The sequence below is a fragment of the Streptomyces sp. WM6386 genome, assembly GCF_000972385.1.
Classification (GTDB): Bacteria; Actinomycetota; Actinomycetes; order Streptomycetales; family Streptomycetaceae; genus Streptomyces.
Window position 1 is genome coordinate 60,743 of record NZ_JXTE01000031.1, and the last position, 26,411, is coordinate 87,153.

Below are 26,411 nucleotides of genomic sequence, written 5' to 3' on the forward strand. Positions count from 1 at the left end.
GCGAAGGGTGGTGGAACCGGCCCATTTGCGTGAATCACCACGCGCCGGGGCATACGCAGTACGCCCCCTCTCGATCATGTCGAGGACGACACAGCGTGGGAGGTACGCCCGTGAGCAGCACACTCTTCCGGACGAAGAGAGTCGAGCAGTCCATCCTCGATACCGAGGAGCCGGAACACGCGCTGAAGAAATCCCTGTCGGCGCTCGATCTGACGGTCTTCGGCGTCGGTGTCATCATCGGCACCGGCATCTTCGTCCTCACCGGCACGGTGGCCAGGAACAACGCCGGCCCCGCCGTCGCCCTGGCCTTCGTCGTGGCCGGCGTCGTCTGCGCGCTCGCCGCGCTCTGCTACGCCGAGTTCGCCTCCACCGTCCCGGTGGCCGGCTCCGCGTACACCTTCTCGTACGCCTCCCTCGGGGAACTGCCCGCCTGGATCATCGGCTGGGACCTGGTCCTGGAGTTCGCGCTCGGCACGGCGGTGGTGGCCGTCGGCTGGTCCGGGTACATCGCCTCGCTGCTGGACAACGCGGGCTGGCATCTGCCGGAGGCGCTCAGCGGCCGGGACGGCGCCGACGGCTTCGGCTTCGACATCCTCGCCGCCGCGCTGGTCCTGGTGCTCACCGGCATCCTCGTCCTCGGCACCAAGCTCTCCGCCCGGGTCACCTCGCTCGTCGTCGCCATCAAGGTGACGGTCGTCCTGACCGTGATCATCGCGGGCGCCTTCTTCATCAAGGGCGACAACTACGACCCGTTCGTCCCCAAGGCGCAGGACGTGCCGGCCGGTGACAGTCTCCAGTCGCCGCTGATCCAGCTGATGTTCGGCTGGGCGCCCTCCAACTTCGGAGTGATGGGCATCTTCACCGCCGCCTCCGTCGTCTTCTTCGCCTTCATCGGCTTCGACGTCGTGGCCACGGCCGCCGAGGAGACCAGGAACCCGCAACGGGACATGCCCCGCGGCATCCTGGGGTCCCTGATCATCTGCACGGTGCTCTACGTCGCCGTGTCGATCGTGGTGACCGGCATGCAGCACTACACCGAACTCTCCATCACGGCACCGCTCGCCGACGCCTTCAAGGCCACCGGGCATCCCTGGTTCGCGGGCTTCATCAGCTTCGGCGCCGCGGTCGGCCTGACGACGGTCTGCATGATCCTGCTGCTCGGCCAGACCCGGGTGTTCTTCGCGATGAGCCGAGACGGACTGCTGCCGCGGTTCTTCTCCCACGTCCACCCGCGGTTCAGGACCCCGCACCGGCCGACGATCCTGCTCGGCGTGATCATCGCGATCGTCGCGGGCTTCACACCGCTGAGCGAGCTCGCCGAACTGGTCAACATCGGCACCCTGTTCGCGTTCGTCGTCGTGGCGATCGGCGTGATCATCCTGCGTCGCACCCGCCCCGACCTGCACCGCGCCTTCCACACCCCGTGGGTACCGGTCCTGCCGATCCTGTCGGTGCTCGCCTCGCTGTGGCTGATGCTGAACCTGCCGACCGAGACCTGGCTGCGGTTCGCGATCTGGATGGTCCTCGGCTTCGTCGTGTACTTCCTCTACGGCCGCTCCCACAGCCGTCTCGGACGGGAGGAGGAGACGACGGTCGGCCAGGTCGTCAAGCCGCCGAACGGCGGCGCGCAGTAGCCCTGTTCAAGGGCGGACGGTGCGCGGACCCGCCACCTCCGCCCCCAACTCCGTGACGCGCCGCCGCAGTTCACGATCCGCGGTGACGACCAGAACGCGGCGCCCCGCCGCCTCGGCGACCAGCTCGACCATCCGGTCGTCCCCGCTGCCGGGCGCCGCGTCGACCCGTACACCGGGCACGGACTCCACACCCCGGGCGGCCCCCTCGACCACGAGCAGGAGCTCCACCGGCCCGTCGTGCCCCGGTACCCCGTCCGCCGCCAGCCGGTCCCGCAACCGCTCCGCCGCCCCCCGCCGGTCCCGCCACCAGCCGTCGGGCACCGACCCGACGACGTTGGCGGCATCGACGATCACGAGCAGCGGGGCTTCGGCGTTCATGGGGCCAGGGTGTCAGGCGGCGGGCGTCCCGTCGAAGCCGGCGGCAGGCGGCCCGCACCCGGGGGGTGACAGGGCAGGGCTCAAGGGGCCACGCATAGAGTGAACAGGTGAACGGCGACTGGCTCCTCCGCGGCCGCGACGGCCGGCTCAGTGTCTATCTGCCGTCCGGCGAGTCCGTACTGTGCCGGGCCGAGCAAGGGCCCGGCGGCCCCTGGGAAGCGGCACCGCGCAAGGTCGGCGGCGACCAGAAACTCCGCCCGGACCTCGCGATCGGCCAGGGCGGCGACGGCTACGCCCATCTCGTCTCCTGGCGGCCCACCAAACCCGGCGAGTCCGGGCTCGTGCACTCCACACACTTCCGCCCACGCCTCGCCGCCCTCGACTGGACGCCCATCGGCCACCCCAACAAGACGGGCGACCGCACCGGCACGCCCGCCGTCGCGGTCGACGCCCAGGGCCGCGCCCATGTCTTCGTCCGCAACAAGGGCGGCGGGGTCGGCATGGTCGCCCAGAAGGAGAAGGGCGGCTGGGACCCGTGGCGGGACCTCAAGGGGAGTGACGTACAGGAGGACCTGGCGGCGGTGACGGGCGAGACGGGGGGCGTGGAGCTGTACGCGGCCGTTCCCGGCGGTGTCCTGTACTGGCGCCAGGAGAAGCCGGGCGCTCAACCCGCCCTGACGGAGGAGCTGGAGACCCCGGTCCGCCCGGGCACCCTCCGCGCCCTGTCGACCTCCCCGCAGCACACCACCCTCTTCTACACCGACGACTCCGGCGACGTGTGCGCCTGGCGCCCCGGCGGCAAACCCCTCGCCCTCCTCGCCTCGGCCGGCCCCGGCCCGGTCTCCGCCGTCCGCTGCGAACTCGACGGCCACGACTGCACATTGCTCGCCCAACGCTCGGCGAGCGGCCGGGTGGCTTTCGCCGCGTACCCGACCGAGCAGGAGTCGGCGGGCGCATGGTGGACGGAGTCGGGCCCGGCGCTCCCCGCGGACGCGGGGGTGTCACTGACGACGGACGAGAACGGTGCGGTGGTGGCGGCAACGTCGTCCCCGGCGAGCGGCCAACTCCTGTTCACACGACGCAAGGACGAGCCGGGCCTGGCGCTGGAGGCGTGGCGAACCGTTTAAGGGGCGCGGGGAACTGCGCAATCTTTTCGGGGGGTCTGGGGGCGCAGCCCCCAGGGGCGGGAAGGGTAGGGGCGGCGGGGGCGAAAAACGCCGGTGCCCCGCACACCGAAACGGCATACGGGGCACTCGGCGTTCACAGCGGAGCGCTTACGCAGGGACGCTCGCCACGCCCGGCGCCAGGAACTTCTTCCCGTTCACCCGCTCGGAGACACCCTCGCGGTCCAGGTACGGCGTGATGCCACCCAGGTGGAAGGGCCAGCCCGCGCCCGTGATCAGGCAGAGGTCGATGTCCTGCGCCTCGGCGACGACACCCTCGTCGAGCATGAGCCCGATCTCCTGGGCGACGGCGTCGAGAACGCGCTCGCGGACCTGCTCCTCGGTGAGGACGGAGTCGCCCTGCTTGAGCAGCGCCGCGACCTCGGGGTCCAGCTCCGGCTTGAAACCGTTCTCTGCGGAGTACACGTAGAAGCCGCGCTTGCCCGCCTTGACGACGGCCGCGAGGTTCGGGGAGACCGTGAACCGCTCCGGGAAGGCCCGGTTGAGGGTCTCGGAGACGTGCAGACCGATGGCGGGACCGACCAGCTCAAGCAGGACCAGCGGCGACATCGGCAGACCCAGCGGCTCCACTGCCTTCTCCGCGACCTCGACGGAGGTGCCCTCGTCGATGACGTTCTGGATCTCGCCCATGAAGCGGGTGAGGATGCGGTTCACGACGAACGCCGGGGCGTCCTTGGTGAGGACCGCGGTCTTCTTCAGCTTCTTGGCGACGGCGAACGCCGTGGCCAGCGAGGCGTCGTCGGTCTGCTCGCCGCGGACGATCTCCAGGAGCGGCAGGATCGCGACCGGGTTGAAGAAGTGGAAGCCCACGACCCGCTCGGGGTTCTTGAGCTTCGACGCCATCTCCGAGACGGAGAGGGAGGAGGTGTTGGTGGCGAAGACGGCGTGCGCCGGGGCGACCGCCTCGACCTCCGCGAACACCTGCTGCTTGACGCCGATCTCCTCGAAGACGGCCTCGATGACGAAGTCGGCGTCGGAGAACCCCTCCGCCTTGTCCAGCACACCGGTGACCAGGGCCTTGAGGCGGTTGGCCTTGTCCTGGTTGATACGGCCCTTGCCGAGCAGCTTCTCGATCTCGGCGTGGACGTAGCCCACACCCTTGTCGACACGCTCCTGGTCGATGTCGGTCAGGACGACCGGTACCTCCAGGCGGCGCAGGAAGAGCAGGGCGAGCTGGGAGGCCATCAGACCGGCGCCGACGACACCGACCTTGGTGACCGGGCGGGCCAGCGACTTGTCCGGCGCACCCGCGGGACGCTTGGCGCGCTTCTGCACCAGGTTGAAGGCGTAGATGCCGGAGCGCAGTTCGCCACCCATGATCAGGTCGGCGAGGGCGACATCCTCGGCGTCGTAGCCCTGCTGGAGGTCGCCGTTCTTGGCGGCGGCGATGATGTCCAGGGCACGGTAGGCGGCCGGGGCCGCGCCGTGCACCTTGGAGTCGGCGATGAACCGGCCGCGCGCGACGGCCTGGTCCCAGGCCTCACCGCGGTCGATCACGGGACGCTCGACCTTGACGTCGCCCTTCAGCACCTGGGCGGTCCAGATCAGCGACTGCTCCAGGAAGTCCGCGCCCTCGAACAGGGCGTCGGCGATGCCGAGGTCGAAGACCTGGCTGCCCTTGAGCTGCTTGTTCTGGTTGAGGCTGTTCTCGATGATCACCGAGACGGCCTTGTCGGCGCCGATCAGGTTCGGCAGGATCGTGCAGCCGCCCCAGCCGGGCACCAGACCGAGGAAGACCTCGGGGAGCGAGAAGGCGGGGAGCGCCTTGGACACCGTGCGGTACTCGCAGTGCAGACCGACCTCGACGCCACCGCCCATCGCGGCACCGTTGTAGTACGCGAAGGTCGGGACCGCGATGCCGGCGAGGCGCTTGAAGACCTCGTGGCCGCCCTTGCCGATGGCGAGCGCGTCCTTGTGCTCCTTGAGCAGCTCGACGCCCTTGAGGTCGGCGCCGACGGCGAAGATGAACGGCTTGCCGGTGATGCCGACGCCGACGATGTCGCCGGCCGCGGCCTCCGCCTCGACCTGGTCGATCGCGGCGTCGAGGTTCGCCAGCGACTGCGGGCCGAAGGTGGTCGGCTTGGTGTGGTCGAAGCCGTTGTCCAGCGTGATGAGCGCGAAGCGCCCGGCGCCGAACGGCAGGTCGAGGTGGCGTACGTGCGCGGACGTCACGACCTCGTCGGGGAACAGCTCGGCCGCACCCTTCAGAAGCTCAGCGGTGGTGCTCACTTGTCGCCTCCGGCGTCCTTGTGGTTCGGGTTCTCCCAGATCACCGTGGCGCCCATGCCGAAGCCGACGCACATGGTGGTGAGGCCGTAACGGACCTCCGGCTGCTCCTCGAACTGACGGGCCAGCTGCGTCATGAGACGCACGCCCGAGGAGGCCAGCGGGTGACCGAAGGCGATCGCGCCGCCGTACTGGTTGACGCGCGCGTCGTCGTCCGCGATGCCGTAGTGGTCGAGGAAGGCGAGGACCTGGATGGCGAAGGCCTCGTTGATCTCGAACAGACCGATGTCGGAGATCGACAGCCCCGCCTGCGCGAGGGCCTTCTCGGTGGCCGGGATCGGGCCGTAGCCCATGACCTCCGGCTCCACACCCACGAAGGAGTAGGAGACGAGGCGCATCTTCACCGGCAGGTTGTTCTCGCGGGCGAAGTCCTCGGACGCGATGAGCGAGGCGGTGGCACCGTCGTTGAGACCGGCGGCGTTGCCCGCGGTGACGCGGCCGTGGACGCGGAACGGCGTCTTGAGGCCGGACAGGTTCTCCAGCGTCGTGCCCGGGCGCATCGGCTCGTCGGCGGTGACCAGGCCCCAGCCCGTCTCACCGGCCTCCGGGTTGGTACGGCGTACGGAGATCGGGACCAGGTCGGCCTGGATCTTGCCGTTGGCGTACGCCTTGGCGGCCTTCTCCTGCGAGCGCACGGCGTACTCGTCGGCGCGCTGCTTGGTGATCTGCGGGTAGCGGTCGTGCAGGTTCTCGGCGGTCATGCCCATGAACAGCGCCGACTCGTCGACCAGCTTCTCGGAGACGAAGCGCGGGTTCGGGTCCACGCCCTCGCCCATGGGGTGGCGGCCCATGTGCTCGACGCCACCGGCGATGGCGATGTCGTACGCACCGAAGGCGACCGAACCGGCGACCGCGGTGACGGCGGTCAGGGCGCCGGCACACATACGGTCGATCGAGTAGCCGGGCACCGACTGCGGCAGACCGGCGAGGATGCCGGCCGTGCGGCCGATCGTCAGACCCTGGTCACCGATCTGCGTGGTCGCGGCGATGGCGACCTCGTCGATCTTCTTCGGGTCGAGACCCGGGTTGCGGCGCAGCAGCTCCCGGATCGCCTTCACGACGAGGTCGTCGGCGCGGGTCTCGTGGTAGATGCCCTTCGGGCCCGCCTTGCCGAACGGGGTGCGGACGCCGTCGACGAAGACGACGTCCCTGACGGTACGAGGCACGATGGCTCTCCTCCAGATGCGGGATGGCACTGCTGCACTGCACAAGCGCTGAGCGCGCGCTCAGGCCCATGCTACTTGTGGGTAACGTAGCTGCACAGTCCTGGAGGGGGGAGCGGCGAAGGTCACATCCGCGGGGGAGCGGTCGAGCCGCGTGGGGTGAGGGTCGGGGTGGGCACAGGATGTGATCCCGGCCCCTCGCCCGTGATCACTCCGAACAGCGTCCGGGCCGCCTCCGCACCGAATCCGTGCACGTCATGGCTCATCGCGGACAGCGTGGGATGGGTCAGCCGGCACAGCTGGGAGTCGTCCCAGGCGAGCAGCGAGACGTCGCCGGGGACGGAGAGCCCCATCTCGGCGGCGACCGAAAGACCGGCCACCGCCATGATGTCGTTGTCGTACACGATCGCCGTAGGCCGATCCGCCGCGTCGGCGGCCAGCATGGACCGCGTCGCCCGCGCCCCCGCCTCGCCCGAGTAGTCGGTCGTCACCTGCCACGCCCCGGCCAGCTCCAGCGTCCGCGCCGCCTCGTCGAAGGCGGCCGTACGCACCGCGGTGTGCCCGAGCGCCGCCGCACCCCCGACCCGGGCGATCCGCCGATGCCCCAGCGCCGCCAGATACCGCACCGCCTCCGTCACGGCGGTGGCGTCGTCGGTCCACACGGACGTCAGGCTCCCGGTGAGCGAGGGATCCCCGACCGCGACCACCGGCATCCCGAGCCGCTCGGCCGACGCCACCCGAGGGTCGTCGGGCCGGAAGTCGACGAGGATCGCCCCGCCGATCTGCCGCCCCCGCCACCACGACTCCTGGATCCCGACCTCCTCCTCCATGTTCCGCACGAGCCGCAGCAGCAGGGAACACGAATGCTCGGTCAGCACGCTCTCCACGCCCGAGATGAACTCCATGTAGAAGGGCTCCAGGCCCAGCAGCCGCGCCGGCCGGCAGATCGCGAGCCCCACCACGTCCACCCGCGACCCGGCCAGCGTCCGCGCGGTGAGGTTCGGCGCCCAGCCCAGCTCCCGCGCGGCCTTGAAGATCCGGTCCCGGGTCGTCTCCGACAACCCCGGCTTGTGGTTGAACGCGAGCGACACCGCACCCTTGGACACGCCGGCACGCGCGGCGACGTCCTTGATGGTGACGCGAGAGGCCGGTTGGGCTGTCATCGGCTGGGCTCCAGGCAGTACAGGGCGGATCGGGCGGCGTCCGGATCGGGAGTCTTCCAGCCGCTGACCCCGATGGTCACCTGCTCACCGGGCAGCAGCGTCACCAGCCCCCGGTCGGCCCGCGCCTGCGGATCCAGCCGGTCGGCCTGAAGGAGCAGATCCCGTACGAGACTCCGGGCCGTCACCGTCACCGAGCCCGGCGCGACCGAGACGTCGAAATCCGGCCGCGGGTACGGGATTTCGCGGTCCGGCGCCGGAAAGTGCAGCGCCCGCAGCCCGTCCGCGTCCGCGACCAGGAACTCCTTGGCGCCGACCGGCTCCAGCTCCCCCGGCAGGTCGATGAGCGCCACGGTCCGTGCTCCGGCGGTGAACTCCACACTCGCCTCGCCGATCACCGCCCCCTCGACCGACATCCGCCGCAGCCGCACCGCACCCGTCCACGCGCGCGGGCCCTGATTGACGGCGGCCACGGCTCGCCCCTGAACCGTCAGCAACCGATCCGCGTACAGCCTCCGCAGCTCGTGATAGAGCGGCTTCTCCCGCCCGTCCCCGTCGATCGCCGCCCACGACGTCACCGGCCAGCAGTCGTTGAGCTGCCACACGACCGTCCCCGCGCACACCGGCCAGTGGGACCGCCAGTGCTCGATCCCGGTGGCCACGGCCCGCGCCTGGTTGACCTGCGTGAGGTAGTGCCACCGGTCGAAGTCCGCCTCGGGATAGGTGAAATGGCGCTCCAGCCCGCGCCGCAGCTTCCCGTTCCCGTCGTCGGCCTTCTGGTGGTGCAGCATCCCGGGGGAGTCCGGCACCAGCTCCTCACCCGGCAGCGCCCGTCGCAACGTGGCGTAGGCGGGCGGCGCCTGCCATCCGAACTCGGCCATGAACCGGGGTACTTCACGCCGGTACTCCGCGTAGTCCTCCCGGTTCCACACCTCCCACGAGTGATGCGTCCCATGCGCCGGATCGTTCGGATGCCGCTCCCACGACCCGGACCACGGACTCCCCGCCGTGTACGGCCGCGTCGGATCCAACTCGGCCACCACGCGCGGCAGTACGCCCAGGTAGTACCCCTCACCCCAGGAGTCCCCGGCGAGCCGCTCCTCCCAGCCCCAGTCCCTGAACCCCCACAGGTTCTCGTTGTTGCCGTTCCACAGCACCAGCGAGGGATGCGGCATCAGCCGTACGACGTTCTCCCGCGCCTCGGCCTCCACCTCGCCCCGCAGCGGCTGCTCCTCCGGATAGGCCGCGCACGCGAACGGGAAGTCCTGCCAGACCAGCAGCCCCAACTCGTCGCAGGCGTCGTAGAAGTCCGCGCTCTCGTAGATCCCGCCGCCCCAGATCCGGACGAGGTCCACCCCCGCCCCGACGGCCTGCGCCAGCCGCTCCCGATACCGCTCCCGCGTGATCCGCGACGGGAACACATCGTCGGGGATCCAGTTGACGCCCCGCGCGAAGAGCCGCTCACCGTTGACGACAAAGGTGAAGCCGGTGCCGTGCTCATCAGCCGACCGGTCCAGCTCCACCGTGCGGAATCCGACCCGCCGACGCCACACATCCAGCACGTCATCTCCGTGCAGCAAGGTCAACTCGACGTCGTACAGCGGCTGTTCGCCGTACCCACGCGGCCACCACAGCCGCGCGTCGGGCACTTCGAGCCGTACGACCCCACTCGCCCCGTCGAGCGAAGCGCGCACCCGTACCCCGCCCACCGTCGCCCGAACGGCGAGCGACGCCTCGACCCGGGTCCGCTCGACCTCGACGGCCAACTCCACGACACCCAGACAGCTTTCGACGTCAACGTCAACGGTCACCAGCGGCCGCACCCGCGCGATCCGGGCCGTCGACCAGTGCTCGAGCCGCGCCGGCCGCCAGATCCCGGCCGTCACCAGGGTAGGCCCCCAGTCCCAACCGAAGGAGCAGGCCATCTTGCGGATGTACTGGAACGGCTCGCGGTACGTGGCCGGCCGCTCCCCGAGCTTCCCGCGCACCGCCTCGGCCTCGGCATAGGCGGAGGCGAACCGCACCGACAGCCGCCCTTCGAGGCCGGTCACATCGAAGCGGTACGAGCGGTGCATGTTCCGTGTCCGCCCCAACAGCCGCCCGTCCAGACGGACTTCGGCGGCGGTGTCGAGACCCTCGAAGACCAGGTCGGTCTGCTCATGAGCCGAGTGCCCCGAGCCGGCCCGCAGCTCCGTCTCGTAGGTCCACTCCCGCCGCCCCACCCACGCCACCTCGGTCTCGTTCCGCCCGAGAAAGGGGTCCGGGATCACCCCCGCCGCCAGCAGGTCGGTGTGCACGCAGCCCGGCACCGCGGCGGGGAGTTCGCCTCCCTCGTGCCGCAGGATCCATCCCTCGCTGAGCGGTGTGTCCTGAAGCATGCGCACTCCCTAAACCGTTCAAGTCCAGTTGCCGAGAAGCGAGGGAAACAGTTTGGCATCGTTGGCGAGATAGGGACTTTACCGGTTAAGAAAACGTTGTCAGAGTTCGGAACCAGCCAACCCGCTCGTGCTCGTCCGTCCCAAGAACGGAGCTGACGCACATGAACCGCCGTACAGTCCTGGCCCTGGCCGTGGGAGCCGCCCTGCTCATTCCGGGGTGCACCGGCACCGGAGGCTCCACGAAAGGCGCCGACGCAAAGGCAGCTGACGACCCGTCAAAGGTCACCGGAACCATCAAGGTCCTCACCGTGCGGACCGACCTCGTGCAGGACGGCACGATGAAGAGGTACGCCGCCGAGTTCAACAAGACCTACCCGAAGGTCAAGGTCGAGTTCGAGGCCCTCACCAACTACGAGGCCGAAGTCAAGATCCGTATGAACACGGAGAACTACGGCGACGTCCTGCTGATCCCCGCGGTCATCAAGAAGGCCGACTACCCGAAGTTCTTCGCCTCGCTCGGTACCCGGGCCGAGCGCGCCAAGAAGTACCGCTTCACCGACTTCACCACGGTCAACGGCAAGGTCTACGGCCAGAGCCCGGTCGGCGTGATGCCCGGGTTCGTCTACAACAAGCGCATCTGGAAGGAGGCCGGGGTCACCGAATGGCCCACCACCCCGGCCGAGTTCCTCGAAGGCCTCAAGGCCATCAAGTCCAAGACCGACGCCATCCCGTACTACACCAACTTCTCGGCCGGCTGGACGCTCACCTCGTGGACGTACGTCGACGGCGCCGTGCACTGCGACCCGCAGGCGACCACGAAACTGGCCGAGGGCGACCCGTGGGCGAAGGGCGCCGACCTGCGCGTCGGCGACACCCTGCTCCACGACATCGTGAAGTCGGGCCTCATCGAGAAGGATCCCACGACGAGCAACTGGGAGGAGTCCAAGCCCCGGACCGCGAAGGGCGAGATCGCGACACAGTGGCTGGGCACCTGGGCCATCGTCCAGTTCCAGGACGCCGCCAAGAAGGCCGGGGTCGACCCCGACGACATCGGTTTCATGCCCTTCCCGTCGCAGACGAACGGCAAGTACTGCGCGACCGTCGCCCCGGACTACAACCAGGCCGTCAACGTCCACTCGAAGCACAAGGAAGCGGCCCGCGCCTGGATCGACTGGTTCACCGACAAGTCGAGCTACGTCGAGGACAACCTGGCCATCTCCCCGCTCAAGGACGCCTCCATGCCCGAGGTCCTGAAGCCGTACGAGGAGGCGGGCGTCGAGCTCATCGAGGTGGACGACGCCAAGGGCGCCGAGGTCAAGCAGATCGACAACACCTCGGAGGTCGGCATCTACGCCCCCGAGTACCGCCAGAACCTGGTCGACCTGGCCCGGGGCGCGCGCAAGGGCAGCCTCGACGACTTCCTCGCCGACCTCAGCGAGCGCTGGACGGACGCCCAGAAGGCCGCGGGGTCCTGACCGATGACGGACACCACTTCGAAGGCGGCAGTGAAGACCGCCACGGGGGCGGCACCGGCCGCCCCCGTCCCGGCCCCCGCCGCACGCAGACACCGCGTGTGGCGGGGGGTCACCCCGTGGCTCTTCCTGCTGGCCCCGCTCGCCCTGCTGATCACCTTCACCTACGCGCCGATCGCCAACATGGTGGCGTACAGCCTCACCGACTGGGACGGTGTGAGCCCGGAACTGCACTACACGGGCGTCGGGAACTACGAGGAGATCTTCACCCGCCCGGAACTCTTCGAGGTCTTCTGGGTCAGCGGCTACTACCTGGCCGCCTCCGCCCTGCAGATCGTCGCCGCGCTCTACTTCGCGACGATCCTGAGCTTCAACATCCGCTTCCGGAACTTCTTCAAGGGCGTGCTGTTCTTCCCGTATCTCATCAACGGGGTGGCGATCGGCTTCGTCTTCCTGTACTTCTTCCAGGACGGCGGCACCCTCGACTCGGTCCTGAGCCTCTTCGGAGTGAAGACCGACCACGCCTGGCTCGGCACCCCGGTCTCCGCGAACACCTCGCTCGCCGGCGTCTCGATGTGGCGCTATCTGGGCCTGAACTTCGTCCTGTTCCTGGGCGCGATCCAGTCGATCCCGGGGGAGCTGTACGAGGCGGCCGAACTGGACGGCGCGAACCGCTGGCACCAGTTCCGCTACATCATCGCGCCGGGCATCAAACCGGTGCTGACCCTGACGGTCATCCTCTCGATCTCCGGCTCGCTCTCGGCCTTCGAGATCCCGTACATCATGACCGGCGGCGCCACCGGCACCGAGACCTTCGTGATCCAGACGGTGAACCTGGCCTTCCGCTTCAACAAGACGGGCCTCGCCTCGGCCGCCGCGGTGGTCCTGTTGCTGATCATCCTGCTGGTGACCTGGGTCCAGCGGCGCCTCGTGCCCGACGACAAGGTGGATCTCGTATGACACGCCACGCGGTGTCCCGCACCCTCGTGTACCTGTCCCTGATCGCCGCGACCGTGGTGGTCCTGCTCCCGCTGGTCGTCGTCCTCCTGACCTCCCTCAAGTCGGAGACGGAGATGGCGAATTCGAGCGGGGCCCTGAGTCTGCCCGACAACCTGCTGAACTTCGGCAACTACGCGTCGGCCTTCCGGGACGGCGAGATGCTCTCCGCCTTCGCCAACACGGCGATCATCCTGCTGATCTCGATCGGCGGCACGGTCCTCATCGGCTCGATGACCGCCTACGCCATCGACCGCTTCACCTTCCGCTTCCGCAAGCTGGTGGTGGCGCTCTTCCTCGTCGCCGCGCTGGTTCCCGGCGTCACGACGCAGGTGGCGACCTTCCAGATCGTCAACAGCTTCGGCATGTTCGACACCCTGTGGGCGCCGATCGCGCTCTACATGGGCACGGACATCGTCTCGATCTACATCTTCCTGCAGTTCGTCCGGTCGATCCCGATCTCCCTGGACGAATCGGCCCGCCTGGACGGGGCCAACACGTTCACCATCTACTGGCGGATCATCTTCCCGCTGCTGAAGCCCGCGATCGCGACGGTGGTGATCGTGAAGGGGATCACCGTATACAACGACTTCTACATCCCCTTCCTCTATATGCCATCGGAAGATCTTGGCGTGATCTCGACGTCCCTCTTCCGCTTCCGAGGCCCGTACGCGGCGCACTGGGAGGTCATCTCGGCAGGAGCGGTGCTGGTGATCCTGCCGACGCTGGTGGTCTTCCTGAGCCTGCAACGCTTCATCTACAACGGCTTCATGCGAGGAGCGACGAGGTGAGCGACTAGGCGGACAAGGCACTCACAAGAACCGGAGTGACAAGCTCAACCTGCCAGGGCCGAGCCCCGTACCCGGCCAGGGCGGCCCCCACCGAATCCGCGTCGACCCCCTTCGGCGGCTCCCAGCAGACCCGCCGAACCGTGTCCGGAGTGATCAGGTTCTCCTGAGGCATGTTGAGCCGCTCGGCCAGCGCGGAAACCCCGGCCCGAGCCGCGGACAACCGAGCCGCGGCGGCAGGATCCTTGTCGGCCCAGGCACGCGGCGGCGGCGGCCCGGTGACCGGCTGCCCAGGCGCAGGCAACTGCGCCTCGGTCAGCCCCTTGGCCCGATCCACCGCCGCCTGCCACTGCTCCAGCTGCCGCCGGCCCATCCGCTGCCCGAACCCGTTCAACGCGGCAAGGGCCTGAGCGTCGGCCGGAAGCGACAACGCCGCCTCCACGATGGCCAGGTCGGACAACACCTTGCCCGGCGACACATCCCGCCGCTGAGCGATCCGGTCCCGCGTCTGCCAGAGCTCCCGCACCACGGCCAACTGCCGACGCCGGCGCACCTTGTGCATCCCGGACGTCCGACGCCAGGGATCCTTGCGCGGCTCGGCAGGCGGCGCGGCCGCGATCGCGTCGAACTCCTGCCGCGCCCACTCCAGCTTCCCCTGCCGGTCCAGCTCCTTCTCCAGCGCGTCCCGCAGGTCGACGAGGAGCTCCACGTCCAGCGCCGCGTAGCGCAGCCACGGCTCGGGCAGCGGACGGGTCGACCAGTCGACCGCGGAGTGTCCCTTTTCGAGTACGAAGCCCAGGACGCCCTCGACCATCGCGCCGAGGCCGACCCGGGGGAACCCGGCGAGCCGTCCGGCGAGCTCGGTGTCGAAGAGGGAGGTGGGCACCATACCTATCTCGCGCAGGCACGGAAGGTCCTGTGTGGCGGCGTGCAGCACCCACTCCACGCCGGAGAGCGCCTCGCCGAGCCCGGACAGGTCGGGACAGGCCACGGGGTCGATCAGCGCGCTCCCCGCGCCCTCGCGGCGCAGCTGGACCAGGTAGGCGCGCTGTCCGTAGCGATAGCCGGACGCGCGTTCGGCGTCGACGGCGACGGGTCCGGAGCCGGCCGTGAACGCGGCGATCACCCGGGCGAGCGTGTCCTCGTCGGCGACCACGGGCGGGATGCCCTCGCGCGGTTCGAGCAAAGGAATCGGCTCTGGACCCGGTTCGGGTTCGGGCGCCCCCGTAACAGAAGATCCGCCGTCGTCCGGAGGGGCGCCTCCGGTGGTTCGCAGTGAGCTGTCTGCTGCGGTCTCTTGGGCGTCGGTCACATGTCAAGGGTATCTGTGTATGGACAGCGCCCGCCGACGGAACGTTCCGTCGACGGGCGCTTGAGGGTCGTAAACCAGTCAGGTCGGTGAATCTTCGGGTTCACGACCGATCGGGGGCGTGCTCCCGGACCCAGGACTGATCCGGTTCACGTCCGTGAATGGTGGAAGGTCAGTGGATGATGCCCGTCCGCAGGGCCACCGCGACCATTCCGGCGCGGTCACCGGTGCCCAGCTTGCGGGCGATGCGGGCGAGGTGGCTCTTGACGGTCAGCGCGGACAGGCCCATCGAGACGCCGATGGCCTTGTTGGACTGGCCCTCCGCGACCAGTCGCAGCACCTCGACCTCGCGCCCGGAGAGCTCGCGGTAGCCGCCCGGGTGGCTCGGGGCACCCGGGGGGCGGCGGTGCATTCCGGCGGCACGGGAGCCGATGGGCGCGGCGCCCGGTCGGGAGGGGAGCCCGACGTTGGTACGGGTGCCGGTGACGACGTAGCCCTTGACGCCGCCCGCGAGGGCGTTGCGCACGGCGCCGATGTCGTCGGCCGCGGAGAGGGCGAGGCCGTTGGGCCAGCCCGCGGCGCGGGTCTCCGACAGGAGGGTCAGGCCGGAGCCGTCGGGCAGGTGGACGTCGGCGACGCAGATGTCACGGGGGTTGCCGATACGGGGACGGGCCTCGGCGACGGACGAGGCCTCGATGACATCGCGTACACCGAGCGCCCAGAGGTGGCGGGTGACGGTGGAGCGGACGCGCGGGTCGGCCACGACCACCATCGCGGTCGGCTTGTTCGGGCGGTAGGCGACCAGGCTTGCGGGCTGCTCGAGGAGAACGGACACCAGGCCTCCTGGGATGGGGGACGGCTGTGAGGTCACAGACGTCTTCGGCATCAAACCCGTAGGCCTTTAGAGAAAGATCACGATCTAGTGAGTAACAATCCGTGCAATTCGGACAGGCGGTCGATCGTTCGGTGAGCGAATCGGTTCGTTCGAGGGCTCGTTCGCGACTGAAAGTGGCCGTATCGACAAAGTGATGTCAAAAAGGGCGTCAAAAGGCGACGCGAAGACCACACCTATGGGGGTGTCAGCGGGACTGCGGTCCCCGCCGCTGCGGCAGCGTCACCACCGACGCGTCGCCAGGACCGGCCGGCGGCAGGCCCGCGACCTGGGCCAGCAGATCGCACCAGGCCACCAGATGACCCGCCGTGTCCGGTACGCCGCCCAGGCCCTCACGAGGCGTCCAGGACGCCCGGATCTCGATCTGGGAGGCGGCAGGACGCTCGGCGAGGCCACCGAAGTAGTGGGAGCTCGCACGCGTGACCGTGCCGCTCGGCTCACCGCACGCCAGACCACGCGCCTGGAGCGCACCCGTCAGCCATGACCAGCACACGTCGGGCAGCAGAGGGTCCGCCGCCATCTCCGGCTCCAGCTCCGCGCGCACCAGCGTCACCAGCCGGAACGTGCCCCGCCAGGCGTCATGGCCGTCCGGGTCGTGCAGCAGCACCAGCCGGCCGTCGGCCAGGTCCTGGTCGCCGTCGACGACCGCGGCCTCCAGCGCGTACGCGAAGGGCGCGAGCCGCTGCGGCGCGCGCGTCGCCTCCACCTCGATCTGCGGTCGCAGCCGGGCCGCCCTCAGTGCATCGACGGCGGCCCGGAAGAGTGGCGGAGCGTCACTGCTCGCATTCCGGTCCCCCTCCTTCGCGTCGTCCATCCCGCCAGCGCCGTCCGACAGTCGTCCCTGAGCCGCAGCCATGCGGGAAGATTAGGGGAACCATGGCTCGGCGCGGGCCAGACACCCCGTGGCCCGGCGAGGGGGCCGTCGCAGATGCCGACCGGCGTGGAGAACCGCTCCTGGCACCGTGCGAGACTTTCCCCCGTGAGTGCCAACGAGAGCCAGCCGCCGACCGCCACGTACGATTCCGCCTTCCTCAAGGCCTGCAGGCGCGAGCCCGTGCCGCACACCCCGGTGTGGTTCATGCGGCAGGCCGGGCGCTCACTGCCGGAGTACCGCAAGGTCCGCGAGGGCGTCGGGATGCTCGAGTCCTGCATGCGGCCCGACCTGGTCACCGAGATCACCCTCCAGCCGGTGCGCCGGCACGACGTGGACGCGGCGATCTACTTCAGCGACATCGTCGTCCCGCTCAAGGCCATCGGCATCGACCTCGACATCAGGCCCGGCGTCGGCCCGGTCGTCGAGAAGCCGATCCGCACCCGCGCCGACCTGGCCCAGCTCCGTGACCTCACCCCCGAGGACGTCTCCTACGTCACCGAAGCGATCGGCCTGCTGACCCGCGAGCTCGGCGCCACCCCGCTGATCGGTTTCGCGGGCGCACCTTTCACCCTTGCGAGTTACCTCGTCGAGGGCGGTCCGTCGCGGACGTACGAGAACGCCAAGGCGATGATGTACGGCGACCCCGAGCTCTGGGCCGACCTGCTCGACCGTCTCGCGGAGATCACGGCCGCCTTCCTGAAGGTGCAGATCGAGGCGGGCGCCTCGGCGGTCCAGCTGTTCGACTCATGGGCCGGCGCCCTCGCCCCGGTGGACTACCGCCGCTCGGTGATGCCCGCCTCCGCCAAGGTCTTCGACGCGGTCGCCGGGTACGGCGTCCCGCGCATCCACTTCGGTGTCGGCACCGGTGAGCTCCTCGGGCTGATGAGCGAGGCCGGCGCGGACGTCGTCGGCGTCGACTGGCGCGTCCCGCTCGACGAGGCGGTCCGCCGGATCGGCCCCGGCAAGGCGCTGCAGGGCAACCTCGACCCGACCGTCCTGTTCGCCGGCACGGAGGCCGTCGAGGCCAAGACCCGTGAGGTGCTGGAGACGGCGAAGGACCTCGAGGGCCATGTCTTCAACCTCGGCCACGGCGTCATGCCGTCCACCGACCCGGACGCGCTGACCCGGCTCGTGGAGTACGTCCACACGCAGACCGCCCACTGATCTACCAGGTGTGCCGGGGCCGTGCCTTCCTGCCGAACAGCAGACCGCGCGGTTCCGGCGGCGGGGGTGTGCCCGCCTTGAGCGGCCAGGCGAGCAGCATGCCCGCGAGGAAACCCACGATGTGCGCCGCGTACGCCACGGTCCCGGCGTCGGAGACGCCCTCGCCGGACGAGTACACCGCCTGCAGCACGAACCAGAAGCCCAGCACCAGCCAGGCCGGCAGCCTGAGCGGCAGGAAGACCAGGAACGGCACCAGCACCCACACCCTGGCCTTCGGATACAGCACCAGATAGGCGCCGAGCACCCCGGCGATGGCCCCGGACGCGCCGATCAGGGGGTCGCCCGAGTCGTCGTTGAGCAGCGCGAAGCCGTACGACGCCGCGTAGCCGCAGACGACGTAGAAGAGCGCGAACCGCACATGGCCCATGCGGTCCTCGACGTTGTTGCCGAAGATCAGCAGGAAGAGCATGTTGCCCAGCAGGTGCAGCCAGCCGCCGTGCAGGAACATCGCGGTGAACACGGACAGCACGGGTGACTTGTCGTACGTCGGCGGGCCGACCGCGCAGCCCGTGCCGCCCGGACCCACGTCACCGGAGGGGACCACCTGCGGCAGCTGATGGTGGATCAGCTCCTGCGGCACCGCCGCGTAGTGATCCAGGAACGCCTGCAGATGGCAGAGCTGGGACAGGCTGCTGTCGCCCGCCACGGAGCCGGCGAGGCCGGGCGTGTACAGGAAGACCAGCGCGTTCGCGGCGATCAGCGCGTACGTCACCACGGGGGTGCGACGCACCGGGTTCACGTCATGGACGGGGATGACCACAAGGAAGTACTGCCCCCGATGCGGTCCGCGAATCGGTGTTGTGTCTTCCCGGGGGATGACCCCCGGACCCCCAGCAGAAAAGCGGTCGACTGGAAAGCCCGGCGTGGACATCGCGAAGCACACCTGAGTGAACGCGGGCACGCACGCGTGCGTATGACTCCTCAACCGTCCGCGACACGGGGAAGGCGGGTCGCGGGGTAAACGTGAGGAACAGGCGATGAACGACCGAGTTACCCCTCCGATCCACGCACTGCCGGACGGCGAGGCGGAAGTCGCCGTCGTGCTGCGGCTGCCCTGGGAAGACGTGGCCCGGCTGGGCCAGGACGCGGGGCGGCTCGCCTCGCAGATGCAGCGACCCGTGACCCTCGACGAGGCGGTGAGCCACCGGCTGCGGTCGACCCGGCCCGCGGCCCACGCGAAACCGGCGGGGGAGCAGCCGCCGGCGGTGGCCGCCCCCAGCGCCTCCGTCTCGTCCCTGCCGCCCCGCCCGGCCGCCGACCAGGCCCGCCAGGCCATCGAGAGGATCAACGGCTCGGCATAGCCGTCAGGAGGCCCGCACCTTCAGCGCGGCCTTGCGGGCGGCCACCAGTACCGGGTCCCACACCGGGCTGAACGGCGGGGCGTAGCCCAGGTCCAGGGCCGTCATCCGCTCCACCGTCATTCCGGCCGTCAACGCGACCGCCGCGATGTCGACCCTCTTGCCCGCGCCCTCCCTCCCGACGATCTGCACCCCGAGGAGCCGCCCCGTGCGGCGCTCGGCGAGCATCTTCACCGTCATGGGGGAGGCGCCGGGGTAGTAGCCCGCGCGGGACGTGGACTCGACGGTGACCGTCTCGAACTGGAGCCCCGCCCTGCGCGCGTCCTTCTCCCGCAGACCCGTGCGGGCGATCTCCAGGTCGCAGACCTTGCTGACCGCCGTGCCGACCACGCCCGGGAAGGTCGCGTAACCGCCGCCCACGTTCGCGCCGATGACCTGGCCGTGCTTGTTGGCGTGGGTGCCGAGCGCGATGTGCCGTTCCTGTCCGGAGACCAGATCCAGGACCTCCACGCAGTCGCCGCCCGCCCAGATGTTCTCGTGGCCGCGCACCCGCATGGCCAGGTCGGTCAGGAGCCCGTCGTGGTGCCCCACGGGCAGGCCCGCCGCCTTGGCCAGCGAGGTCTCCGGGCGTACGCCGATGCCCAGCACCACCACGTCCGCCGGGTACTCCGCGTCCTGCGTGGCCACCGCGCGCACCCGGCCGTCCTCGCCGGTCAGGACCTTGGTGGCCTCGGCGTCGTTGACCATGGTGATCCCCATGCCCTCCATCGCCTCGTGCACCAGGCGGCCCATGTCCGCGTCGAGCGTGGACATCGGCTCGCTGCCGCGGTTGACGACGGTCACCTCGTAGCCGCGGTTGATGAGGGCCTCGGCCATCTCGACGCCGATGTAGCCGGCGCCGACCACCACCGCCTTGCGGCCACGCGTGCGTGTCAGTGTGTCGAGCAGGGCCTGGCCGTCGTCCAGGGTCTGCACGCCGTGGACGCCCGGGGCGTCGGCCCCCGGCATCTCCGGGCGGATGGGCCGGGCTCCGGTCGCGATCACGAGTTTGTCGTACGACGTCCAGGACTCGGCCCCCGAATCGACGTCACGCGCGCGTACCCGCTGTCCGGCCACGTCGATCTCCGTGACCTCCGTGCGCAGGCGCAGATCGATGTCACGGGCCCGGTGCTCCTCGGGCGTACGGGCGATCAGCTGATCGCGCTCCTCGACGTCGCCGCCCACCCAGTACGGGATGCCACAGGCCGAGTACGAGGTGAAGTGGCCCCGCTCGAACGCCACGATCTCCAGTTCCCCGGGCCCCTTCAGCCGGCGTGCCTGCGACGCCGCGGACATTCCCGCGGCGTCGCCGCCGATCACGACAAGCCGCTCGTTCGCAGCGCTGATGTTCATGCGAACACGCTACGGGCGCAGGGCATTTCAGTCCTGCTCACCCTGCTGCTCGGTGCGTCCCGGCTGGGGCGCCGGGCGGGCCGTCGGCAGCGGGCCCAGCGCGGTCGACGCGCCCGCCGGGGCCGGGCGGCGGGGCAGCCGGGGGCGCACCCAGCGCAGCCAGATCAGCAGGATCAGCGCCAGTACCGCGGCGAAGGGCAGTACCGCGGCCAGGGCGACCACGATCCAGCGCAGCATCGACACGAACGCGCCCCAGCCGCCCGCCAGGGCGTCGAGGACCCCCGGGTCGTCGTCCTCGGTGGCCTTCTCGACGGGCTTCTCGGACAGGGACAGGCTGATCGTGGCCAGGCTCGTGCGGTCCTTCAGGGACGCCTGCCGGGCGAGCAGTGCCTCCAGGTCGGCCTGACGGATGCTCAGCTCGCCCTCCAGGGTCACCACATCGCTCAACTTGGTGGCCTGGTCCATCAGCTCCCGGATCCGGGCCACGCTCGCGCGCTGCGTCTTGATGCGGCTCTCCACGTCGACGACCTGATCGGTGACGTCCTGAGCCTTCGCCGTACGCTCCAGCAGCTTGCCCGAGCCCTCCAGTTCGGCCAGGACCTCCTCGTACCGGTCGGCGGGCACCCGCAGGGTCACCTGCGTCTCCTCGGTGCCCTCGTGGTCGCGGACGGTGGACTCCTTGCCGACGTAGCCGCCCGCGTTCACGGTGGCCGTACGGGCCGCTTCCAGCGCCTTGGGTACGTTCTTCACCTGCACGGTCAGTTCGGCGGTGCGGATGATGTGGCTCGTCGGGAGCCTGGGCGCGGTGGTGGCCTGCTTGCCACCGCCGGCCGAGTCGTCCGCGGCGGCGCCCGGGGCGGCCTCCTTGGCCTGCGACTGGGCGGCGTCGGAGTCACCCAGGCCGCTGCCGGAATCGTCCCCCGAGCCGGTGCAGCCGGTCAGGGCGAGGGCCGCGGCCAGCAGGAGCCCGGCCAAGGCCTGGACCGGTCGTACGGAACGTGGTGCGCGCATGGGCCTACCCCCGAGGGTCGTGACGAACTGACGCTCCTTCGACGCCGGGACGCACCGGAACGTTGGAGCACAACGGTCCCGATGCGGTCACGGTCAGGACTCGGACGGGCCGTATGGCTCTGGCCGGACCGGCGGTGGCGTCTGAGAGGGTGGAGCCATGAGCGGATCAGGTACGCCGGAGCACGTCGTCGTCATCGGAGCCGGGATCGCGGGCCTCGCCGCCGCGCACCGGCTGCTGCAGCGCGGGGCACGGGTGACCGTCCTGGAGGCGTCCGGCCGCGTCGGCGGCAAGCTGTTGCCCGGTGAGATCGCCGGGGCGCGCGTGGACCTCGGGGCCGAGTCGATGCTGGCGCGCAGACCGGAAGCGATCGCGCTCGCCCGCGAGGTGGGTCTCGACAGCCGCCTGCGGCCGCCGGCCACCGCGACCGCCTCGATCTGGACCCGCGGCGCCCTGCGCCCCATGCCCAAGGGCCATGTGATGGGCGTCCCCGGCACCGCGGCCGCCCTCTCCGGCGTCCTGTCCGACAAGGGCCTCGCCCGCATCGATCGCGACGCCGTCCTGCCGCGCACGGAGGTCGGCGACGACGTGGCGGTGGGCGCGTATGTGGCGGAGCGCCTCGGCCGCGAGGTCGTCGACCGGCTCATCGAGCCCATGCTCGGCGGCGTGTACGCGGGCGACGCCTACCGCATCTCGATGCGCTCGGCGATCCCGCAGCTCTTCCAGGCCGCCAAGACCCACACCTCGCTGACGGAAGCGGTCCGCGAGATCCAGGCGAAGGCCGCCGCCAACCAGCAGACCGGGCCCGTCTTCATGGGCATCGAGGGTGGCGTGGGCAGCCTGCCGCTCGCCGTCGCCGACTCCGTACGCGCGCGTGGGGGCGAGATCCTCACCGACACGCCCGTGACCGGACTGCGCCGCGAAGAAGCCGAAGGCTGGCGGGTCGTCGCCGGTGACCGGGTCCTGCACGCCGACTCCGTGGTCGTCGCCGTCCCCGCTCCCGCCGCCGCGGACCTCCTGCGCGCCGAAGCCCCCGAGGCCGCCGCCGAACTGGCCACCGTGGAGTACGCCTCCATGGCCCTGATCACCCTCGCCTACCGCCGCGCCGACACCGCCCTCCCCGCGGGCAGCGGCTTCCTCGTACCGCCGGTGGACGGCCGCACCATCAAGGCGTCCACGTTCGCCTCCCAGAAGTGGGGCTGGATCGCCGACGAGAACCCCGACGTCGTCGTCCTGCGCACCTCCGTCGGCCGCTACGGCGAGACGGCGATCCTGGAGCGCGAGGACGCCGAGCTCGTGGACGTCTCCCGGCACGACCTCAAGGCCGCCACCGACCTCGACGCCACGCCTCTCGAAACCCGCGTCACCCGCTGGACCGACGGCCTGCCCCAGTACCCCGTCGGCCACCACACGCGCGTGGCCCGCATCCGAGAACACGTGGCCGAGCTCCCGGGCCTCGCCGTGTGCGGCGCGCAGTACGACGGCGTGGGCATCCCGGCGTGCATCGCGAGCGCGTACGCGGCGGTCGACCAGATCCATGGGGACGACCGCGGTGTGCAGGAGCTCACCGCCAACCCGGTGCAGAGTCTGCACGGCGGAGCAGGAGAATAAGGACCATGAGCAACGAAGCCCCCACCCCCGAGGCCGGCCGGATCCCGAACAAGGGCAAGCTGGCCAAGGACCTCAACGAGGTCATCCGCTACACGCTCTGGTCCGTCTTCAAGCTGAAGGACGTGCTCCCCGAGGACCGCGCGGGCTACGCCGACGAGGTCCAGGAGCTGTTCGACCAGCTCGCCGCCAAGGACGTCACCGTCCGCGGCACCTACGACGTGTCCGGGCTGCGCGCCGACGCCGACCTCATGATCTGGTGGCACGCGGAGACCAGCGACCAACTGCAGGAGGCGTACAACCTCTTCCGCCGAACCAAGCTGGGCCGCGCCCTGGAGCCGGTCTGGTCGAACATGGCGCTGCACCGCCCCGCCGAGTTCAACCGCTCGCACATCCCGGCGTTCCTCGCCGACGAGACGCCGCGCAACTACGTCAGCGTCTACCCCTTCGTGCGGTCCTACGACTGGTACCTGCTGCCCGACGAGGACCGCCGCCGCATGCTCGCCGACCACGGCAAGATGGCCCGCGGCTACCCGGACGTCCGCGCCAACACGGTCGCCTCGTTCTCGCTCGGCGACTACGAGTGGATGCTGGCCTTCGAGGCCGACGAGCTGTACCGCATCGTCGACCTCATGCGCCATCTGCGTGCCTCCGAGGCCCGTATGCATGTCCGCGAGGAGGTCCCGTTCTACACGGGCCGCCGCAAGGACATCGCGGAGCTGGTCGCGGGCCTCGCCTGATCAGGCCGCGGGCCGCGCGGCCGACTTCTTCCGGGAGTGCTCGCGCGGCTTGGGCTCCGGGTGCGGTGCGCAGGCCGCGCGCCGCACCGGGAGGCTGCCCTCCAGCAGGTACGCGTCCACGTGCCCGTTGACACACGGGTTCGGGCCGCCCGCGATGCCGTGCGTGCCCGCGTCCCGCTCGGTCACCAGGACCGAGCCCCACAGCCGCCGGTGCATCTCCAGGGCGCCGTCGTACGGCGTCGCCGCGTCCCGCTCGGCCGCCAGGATCAGCGTCGGCGGCAGCTCACCGGGACCGGTCCGCACATCCAGCGGCTCCTGACGCGGCGCCGACCAGTACGCGCAGGGCAGGTTCATCCAGACGTTGTCCCACGTCTCGAACGGCGCCACCCGCGCCAGTCGCGTGTTGTCCCGGTCCCACACCTTCCACTCCGTCGGCCAGGGCGCGTCGTTGCACTCGACGGCCGTGTAGACCGCGTTGCCGTTCTCCGCCTCCTTCGCCGCCTCCGGATGCGGCCCCGCCTGAAGGATCAGCTGCTTCGGGTCGCCCTTCAGATACGCCGACAGCGCCTCCGCCCGGTGCGGCCAGTAGTCGTCGTAGTACCCGGCCGTCAGGAACGCCCCCTGCAACTGCCCGGGCCCGACCTTCCCGCCCGCCGGCTCCGCCGCCAGCTGCGCCGCCGCCTTGTCGTAGCTGCGCTGCACCCGCTCCGCCGTGTCGCCGAGCCCGTACACCTTGTCGTGCTTGGCGATCCAGTCCCGGAAGTCCGCCCAGCGGCCCTCGAACGCGGCCGACTGGTCGAGGTTGTTGCGGTACCAGACCTGCGTCGGATCCGGGTTCACCGCCGAGTCGAACACCATCCGCCGTACGTGCGAGGGGAACAGCGTCGCGTACAGCGCCCCGAGGTAGGTGCCGTACGACGCCCCCATGAACGTCAGCTTCTCCTCGCCCAGCGCGGCCCGCAGGACGTCGAGGTCACGGGCGTTGTTGAGCGAGGTGTAGTGCCGCAGCGCACCGCCCGCCCGCTCGGCGCAGCCGCGCGCGTACGCCTTCGCCTGCGCGATGCGCTCCTGCTTGTACGACTTTGAGGGGTACGTCGGTGCCAGGGTGGGCGCCTTGAAGAAGTGCCGGGGGTCCTGGCAGGACAGGGGCGCCGAACGGCCCACCCCGCGCGGGGCGTAGCCGACGAGGTCGTACGCGGCCGCGAGCCGCTTCCACTCGGGCACCACGCCGATCAACGGGAAGTACATGCCGGAGGCGCCCGGACCGCCCGGGTTGAAGACCAGGGCGCCCTGCCGGGGCACCTTGCGCTTGCTGTTGTGCGGATCCTTGTGGGTGGCCCGCACGCGGCTGACGGTGAGCTTGATCTGCTTCCCGTCGGGGCGTGTGTAGTCGAGCGGGACGGACACCGTGCCGCACTGGACGTTGCCCGGCAGGTCCTCCACCTCGGCGCACTTGCCGAAGGTGATGCCCTCGGTCTGGGCGCGCGCGGCGGCCGTCGCGGTGCCGCGCACCTCGGCCGCGCCGGGAGCAGCAGATCCGCCCGACGCGCTGCCGGCCGGGGCGGCGGCGAGAGTGGTCAGGAGCAAGGTCCCGGCGGCCGAGTAGAGGGCGGGGGCTCTCATGGCGTATCCCTTCAGTGCACGGCAGCAACAAAAGGGATGTTTCGTTCGGTTGTCGGCGAAGGCAAGCACCACCCGGCCGGTGTCGGCGCCAATGCCCCCTATGCGCCCCTGGTGTGCCCGGCGCGCCAGTGCTGCTCGCGGTCGGCGAAGGCCGCGCGCAGGTCCGGTTCGCCGACCGCGCTGACGCCTCGTACGGCGACGGTGGTGAGGTACGTACGGTCGTCGCCGCTGCCGGCACGCCGGGGCAGGGCACCGAGCAGCCGCTGACCTGCCGGGGAGGCCCACCGAGAGTACGGGTGCACCTCGATGCGCGCGATGGCCAGGCAGCTCAGGGTCAGTGCGAGGGGGAGCGCGAACCAGAGGGCGATCAGATGGCGCGGTACGTCCGACGGGGCGGGCGTCAGCAGCGCGATCGCGCCCAGTGCGAGGACCACGACCACGGCGATCTGCACCTGGCGGACCGCGGCCGCGACTGTCGTGCGCGCCCCGTCGGGCACGGCGAGGCCGGCGCGGACGAGACGGTCTGCGAGACCGCGTACCGGGGCCGCGGTGGCGGCGGCGTCCCGGACCGGGGCGATACGGGACTGCCCCTCCGGGCCGATCGCCCCTATGACGGAGCGCTCGATCTCGTCCTGGCCGCGCGGGTCGACGACCGTCGCCCAGCCCGTGTGCGCGAGCAGCAGCCGGCGCTGGCGGGCCATGGAGACGAGGGTGAGGTCGGCGACCCGGCGTGGGCCGCCGGACAGGAACGCCGCCTCGTAGAGCGTGAGGTCGTGTCCGTGACCCGCGTCCACATCGTCGGCCGCGGCGTGTACGGCGGCCAGGCACAGCCGGGTACACGCGGTTCCGGCGGCGGCCCAGGCCAGCAGCAGGAGAAGGACCCAGAACATGACGCTGTTCTATGCGAGATGGTCTGGACTGGCCATGCCTTGTTCACAATCCGGACAAGTGTTTGCCGGTATGTGACGTTCCCCTTAGGGCTCGGGCGGGGGTGGGCTGGTGG

At 70.4% G+C, this 26,411-nt stretch carries 22 protein-coding genes; 9 read left to right on the plus strand and 13 right to left on the minus strand.

The features are described 5' to 3' along the window. Positions 1 to 110 precede the first annotated feature (110 nt). Positions 111 to 1,634, plus strand: coding sequence for an amino acid permease (locus TN53_RS20350; protein WP_046259992.1), 1,524 nt, complete (start codon positions 111 to 113; stop codon positions 1,632 to 1,634). Positions 1,635 to 1,640: 6 nt separating this feature from the next. On the opposite strand, the gene TN53_RS20355 is transcribed toward TN53_RS20350, so the two are convergent. After that, on the minus strand, positions 1,641 to 2,012 hold the full coding sequence (locus tag TN53_RS20355; protein WP_046259993.1) for a hypothetical protein: 372 nt from the start codon (positions 2,010 to 2,012) through the stop codon (positions 1,641 to 1,643). A gap of 107 nt (positions 2,013 to 2,119) precedes the next feature. Between TN53_RS20355 and TN53_RS20360 the strand changes: the two genes are divergently transcribed. Further along, positions 2,120 to 3,139, plus strand: a complete 1,020-nt coding sequence (locus tag TN53_RS20360; protein ID WP_046259994.1) for a hypothetical protein — start codon at positions 2,120 to 2,122, stop codon at positions 3,137 to 3,139. A gap of 147 nt (positions 3,140 to 3,286) precedes the next feature. Here TN53_RS20360 and TN53_RS20365 read toward each other — a convergent pair whose 3' ends face one another. From TN53_RS20365 to TN53_RS20380, 4 genes are all read right to left on the minus strand, one after another. Further along, a complete protein-coding gene (locus TN53_RS20365; protein ID WP_046259995.1) occupies positions 3,287 to 5,425 on the minus strand; it encodes a 3-hydroxyacyl-CoA dehydrogenase NAD-binding domain-containing protein in 2,139 nt (712 codons plus the stop codon). Then, the gene (locus tag TN53_RS20370; protein WP_046259996.1) at positions 5,422 to 6,648 is read right to left on the minus strand and encodes a thiolase family protein; all 1,227 of its coding nucleotides are present in this window, start codon (positions 6,646 to 6,648) and stop codon (positions 5,422 to 5,424) included. Before TN53_RS20370 ends, TN53_RS20365 begins: the two co-directional genes overlap by 4 nt. 122 nt (positions 6,649 to 6,770) lie before the next feature. Further along, on the minus strand, positions 6,771 to 7,808 hold the full coding sequence (locus TN53_RS20375; protein WP_046259997.1) for a LacI family DNA-binding transcriptional regulator: 1,038 nt from the start codon (positions 7,806 to 7,808) through the stop codon (positions 6,771 to 6,773). After that, complete coding sequence (locus TN53_RS20380) at positions 7,805 to 10,183, minus strand: glycoside hydrolase family 2 protein (protein ID WP_046259998.1); 2,379 nt, start codon at positions 10,181 to 10,183, stop codon at positions 7,805 to 7,807. The genes TN53_RS20375 and TN53_RS20380 overlap by 4 nt, the downstream gene beginning before the upstream one ends. Before the next feature lie 161 nt (positions 10,184 to 10,344). Here TN53_RS20380 and TN53_RS20385 point away from each other — a divergent pair, with 161 nt between their 5' ends. From TN53_RS20385 to TN53_RS20395, 3 genes are read left to right on the plus strand one after another with little or no spacing between them, the layout of a single operon-like run. Continuing rightward, complete coding sequence (locus TN53_RS20385; protein WP_046259999.1) at positions 10,345 to 11,658, plus strand: extracellular solute-binding protein; 1,314 nt, start codon at positions 10,345 to 10,347, stop codon at positions 11,656 to 11,658. Between the two features lie 3 nt (positions 11,659 to 11,661). Beyond that, positions 11,662 to 12,615 carry a carbohydrate ABC transporter permease gene (locus tag TN53_RS20390; RefSeq protein WP_046260000.1) on the plus strand — a complete coding sequence of 318 codons (954 nt, stop codon included), beginning with the start codon at positions 11,662 to 11,664 and terminating at the stop codon, positions 12,613 to 12,615. Then, on the plus strand, positions 12,612 to 13,442 hold the full coding sequence (locus tag TN53_RS20395) for a carbohydrate ABC transporter permease (RefSeq protein WP_046260001.1): 831 nt from the start codon (positions 12,612 to 12,614) through the stop codon (positions 13,440 to 13,442). Before TN53_RS20390 ends, TN53_RS20395 begins: the two co-directional genes overlap by 4 nt. Positions 13,443 to 13,446: 4 nt before the next feature. On the opposite strand, the gene TN53_RS20400 is transcribed toward TN53_RS20395, so the two are convergent. The 3 genes from TN53_RS20400 to TN53_RS20410 form a co-directional block, all read right to left on the minus strand. Beyond that, entirely contained in the window at positions 13,447 to 14,751 is a 1,305-nt protein-coding gene (locus tag TN53_RS20400) for a ribonuclease D (RefSeq protein ID WP_095046609.1), read from the minus strand. A gap of 169 nt (positions 14,752 to 14,920) precedes the next feature. Next, the gene (locus tag TN53_RS20405) at positions 14,921 to 15,583 is read right to left on the minus strand and encodes a response regulator transcription factor (RefSeq protein WP_046260003.1); all 663 of its coding nucleotides are present in this window, start codon (positions 15,581 to 15,583) and stop codon (positions 14,921 to 14,923) included. A gap of 244 nt (positions 15,584 to 15,827) precedes the next feature. Then, on the minus strand, positions 15,828 to 16,496 hold the full coding sequence (locus TN53_RS20410) for a DUF3000 domain-containing protein (protein WP_095046610.1): 669 nt from the start codon (positions 16,494 to 16,496) through the stop codon (positions 15,828 to 15,830). 123 nt (positions 16,497 to 16,619) lie between these two features. Between TN53_RS20410 and hemE the strand changes: the two genes are divergently transcribed. Further along, positions 16,620 to 17,678, plus strand: a complete 1,059-nt coding sequence (hemE, locus tag TN53_RS20415; protein ID WP_046260005.1) for a uroporphyrinogen decarboxylase — start codon at positions 16,620 to 16,622, stop codon at positions 17,676 to 17,678. Between the two features lies 1 nt (position 17,679). Here hemE and TN53_RS20420 read toward each other — a convergent pair whose 3' ends face one another. Continuing rightward, positions 17,680 to 18,498, minus strand: coding sequence for a rhomboid family intramembrane serine protease (locus TN53_RS20420; RefSeq protein WP_046260006.1), 819 nt, complete (start codon positions 18,496 to 18,498; stop codon positions 17,680 to 17,682). Positions 18,499 to 18,715: 217 nt separating this feature from the next. On the opposite strand from TN53_RS20420, the gene TN53_RS20425 reads away from it, so the two are divergent. After that, positions 18,716 to 19,039 (plus strand): hypothetical protein, encoded by a 324-nt coding sequence (locus TN53_RS20425; protein ID WP_046260007.1) that lies wholly within the window; start codon positions 18,716 to 18,718, stop codon positions 19,037 to 19,039. 3 nt (positions 19,040 to 19,042) lie between these two features. Here TN53_RS20425 and TN53_RS20430 read toward each other — a convergent pair whose 3' ends face one another. Together TN53_RS20430 and TN53_RS20435 are read right to left on the minus strand one after the other, a co-directional pair. Beyond that, a complete protein-coding gene (locus TN53_RS20430; RefSeq protein WP_046260008.1) occupies positions 19,043 to 20,428 on the minus strand; it encodes an FAD-dependent oxidoreductase in 1,386 nt (461 codons plus the stop codon). 27 nt (positions 20,429 to 20,455) lie between these two features. Continuing rightward, the gene (locus tag TN53_RS20435) at positions 20,456 to 21,439 is read right to left on the minus strand and encodes a DUF4349 domain-containing protein (RefSeq protein ID WP_046260009.1); all 984 of its coding nucleotides are present in this window, start codon (positions 21,437 to 21,439) and stop codon (positions 20,456 to 20,458) included. Between the two features lie 157 nt (positions 21,440 to 21,596). Here TN53_RS20435 and hemG point away from each other — a divergent pair, with 157 nt between their 5' ends. Next, positions 21,597 to 23,048 carry a protoporphyrinogen oxidase gene (gene hemG, locus TN53_RS20440; protein WP_046260010.1) on the plus strand — a complete coding sequence of 484 codons (1,452 nt, stop codon included), beginning with the start codon at positions 21,597 to 21,599 and terminating at the stop codon, positions 23,046 to 23,048. Positions 23,049 to 23,053: 5 nt separating this feature from the next. After that, positions 23,054 to 23,785, plus strand: coding sequence for a hydrogen peroxide-dependent heme synthase (hemQ, locus tag TN53_RS20445; RefSeq protein ID WP_046260011.1), 732 nt, complete (start codon positions 23,054 to 23,056; stop codon positions 23,783 to 23,785). Here hemQ and TN53_RS20450 read toward each other — a convergent pair whose 3' ends face one another. Together TN53_RS20450 and TN53_RS20455 are read right to left on the minus strand one after the other, a co-directional pair. Then, the gene (locus TN53_RS20450; RefSeq protein WP_046260012.1) at positions 23,786 to 25,408 is read right to left on the minus strand and encodes an alpha/beta hydrolase; all 1,623 of its coding nucleotides are present in this window, start codon (positions 25,406 to 25,408) and stop codon (positions 23,786 to 23,788) included. Between the two features lie 98 nt (positions 25,409 to 25,506). Next, positions 25,507 to 26,298 (minus strand): TIGR04222 domain-containing membrane protein, encoded by a 792-nt coding sequence (locus TN53_RS20455; RefSeq protein ID WP_046260013.1) that lies wholly within the window; start codon positions 26,296 to 26,298, stop codon positions 25,507 to 25,509. Between the last annotated feature and the right edge of the window lie 113 nt (positions 26,299 to 26,411).

What these genes read in the sequence shown, in the direction of transcription:
- TN53_RS20435 (WP_046260009.1), bottom strand. Translation starts at nt 21,439, where the DNA reads ATGCGCGCACCACGTTCCGTACGACCGGTCCAGGCCTTGGCCGGGCTC.
- TN53_RS20395 (WP_046260001.1), top strand. Translation starts at nt 12,612, where the DNA reads ATGACACGCCACGCGGTGTCCCGCACCCTCGTGTACCTGTCCCTGATC.
- TN53_RS20455 (WP_046260013.1), bottom strand. Translation starts at nt 26,298, where the DNA reads ATGTTCTGGGTCCTTCTCCTGCTGCTGGCCTGGGCCGCCGCCGGAACC.
- TN53_RS20430 (WP_046260008.1), bottom strand. Translation starts at nt 20,428, where the DNA reads ATGAACATCAGCGCTGCGAACGAGCGGCTTGTCGTGATCGGCGGCGAC.
- TN53_RS20410 (WP_095046610.1), bottom strand. Translation starts at nt 16,496, where the DNA reads ATGGCTGCGGCTCAGGGACGACTGTCGGACGGCGCTGGCGGGATGGAC.
- TN53_RS20380 (WP_046259998.1), bottom strand. Translation starts at nt 10,183, where the DNA reads ATGCTTCAGGACACACCGCTCAGCGAGGGATGGATCCTGCGGCACGAG.
- TN53_RS20355 (WP_046259993.1), bottom strand. Translation starts at nt 2,012, where the DNA reads ATGAACGCCGAAGCCCCGCTGCTCGTGATCGTCGATGCCGCCAACGTC.
- TN53_RS20450 (WP_046260012.1), bottom strand. Translation starts at nt 25,408, where the DNA reads ATGAGAGCCCCCGCCCTCTACTCGGCCGCCGGGACCTTGCTCCTGACC.
- TN53_RS20385 (WP_046259999.1), top strand. Translation starts at nt 10,345, where the DNA reads ATGAACCGCCGTACAGTCCTGGCCCTGGCCGTGGGAGCCGCCCTGCTC.
- hemG (WP_046260010.1), top strand. Translation starts at nt 21,597, where the DNA reads ATGAGCGGATCAGGTACGCCGGAGCACGTCGTCGTCATCGGAGCCGGG.
- hemQ (WP_046260011.1), top strand. Translation starts at nt 23,054, where the DNA reads ATGAGCAACGAAGCCCCCACCCCCGAGGCCGGCCGGATCCCGAACAAG.
- TN53_RS20425 (WP_046260007.1), top strand. Translation starts at nt 18,716, where the DNA reads ATGAACGACCGAGTTACCCCTCCGATCCACGCACTGCCGGACGGCGAG.
- TN53_RS20375 (WP_046259997.1), bottom strand. Translation starts at nt 7,808, where the DNA reads ATGACAGCCCAACCGGCCTCTCGCGTCACCATCAAGGACGTCGCCGCG.
- TN53_RS20390 (WP_046260000.1), top strand. Translation starts at nt 11,662, where the DNA reads ATGACGGACACCACTTCGAAGGCGGCAGTGAAGACCGCCACGGGGGCG.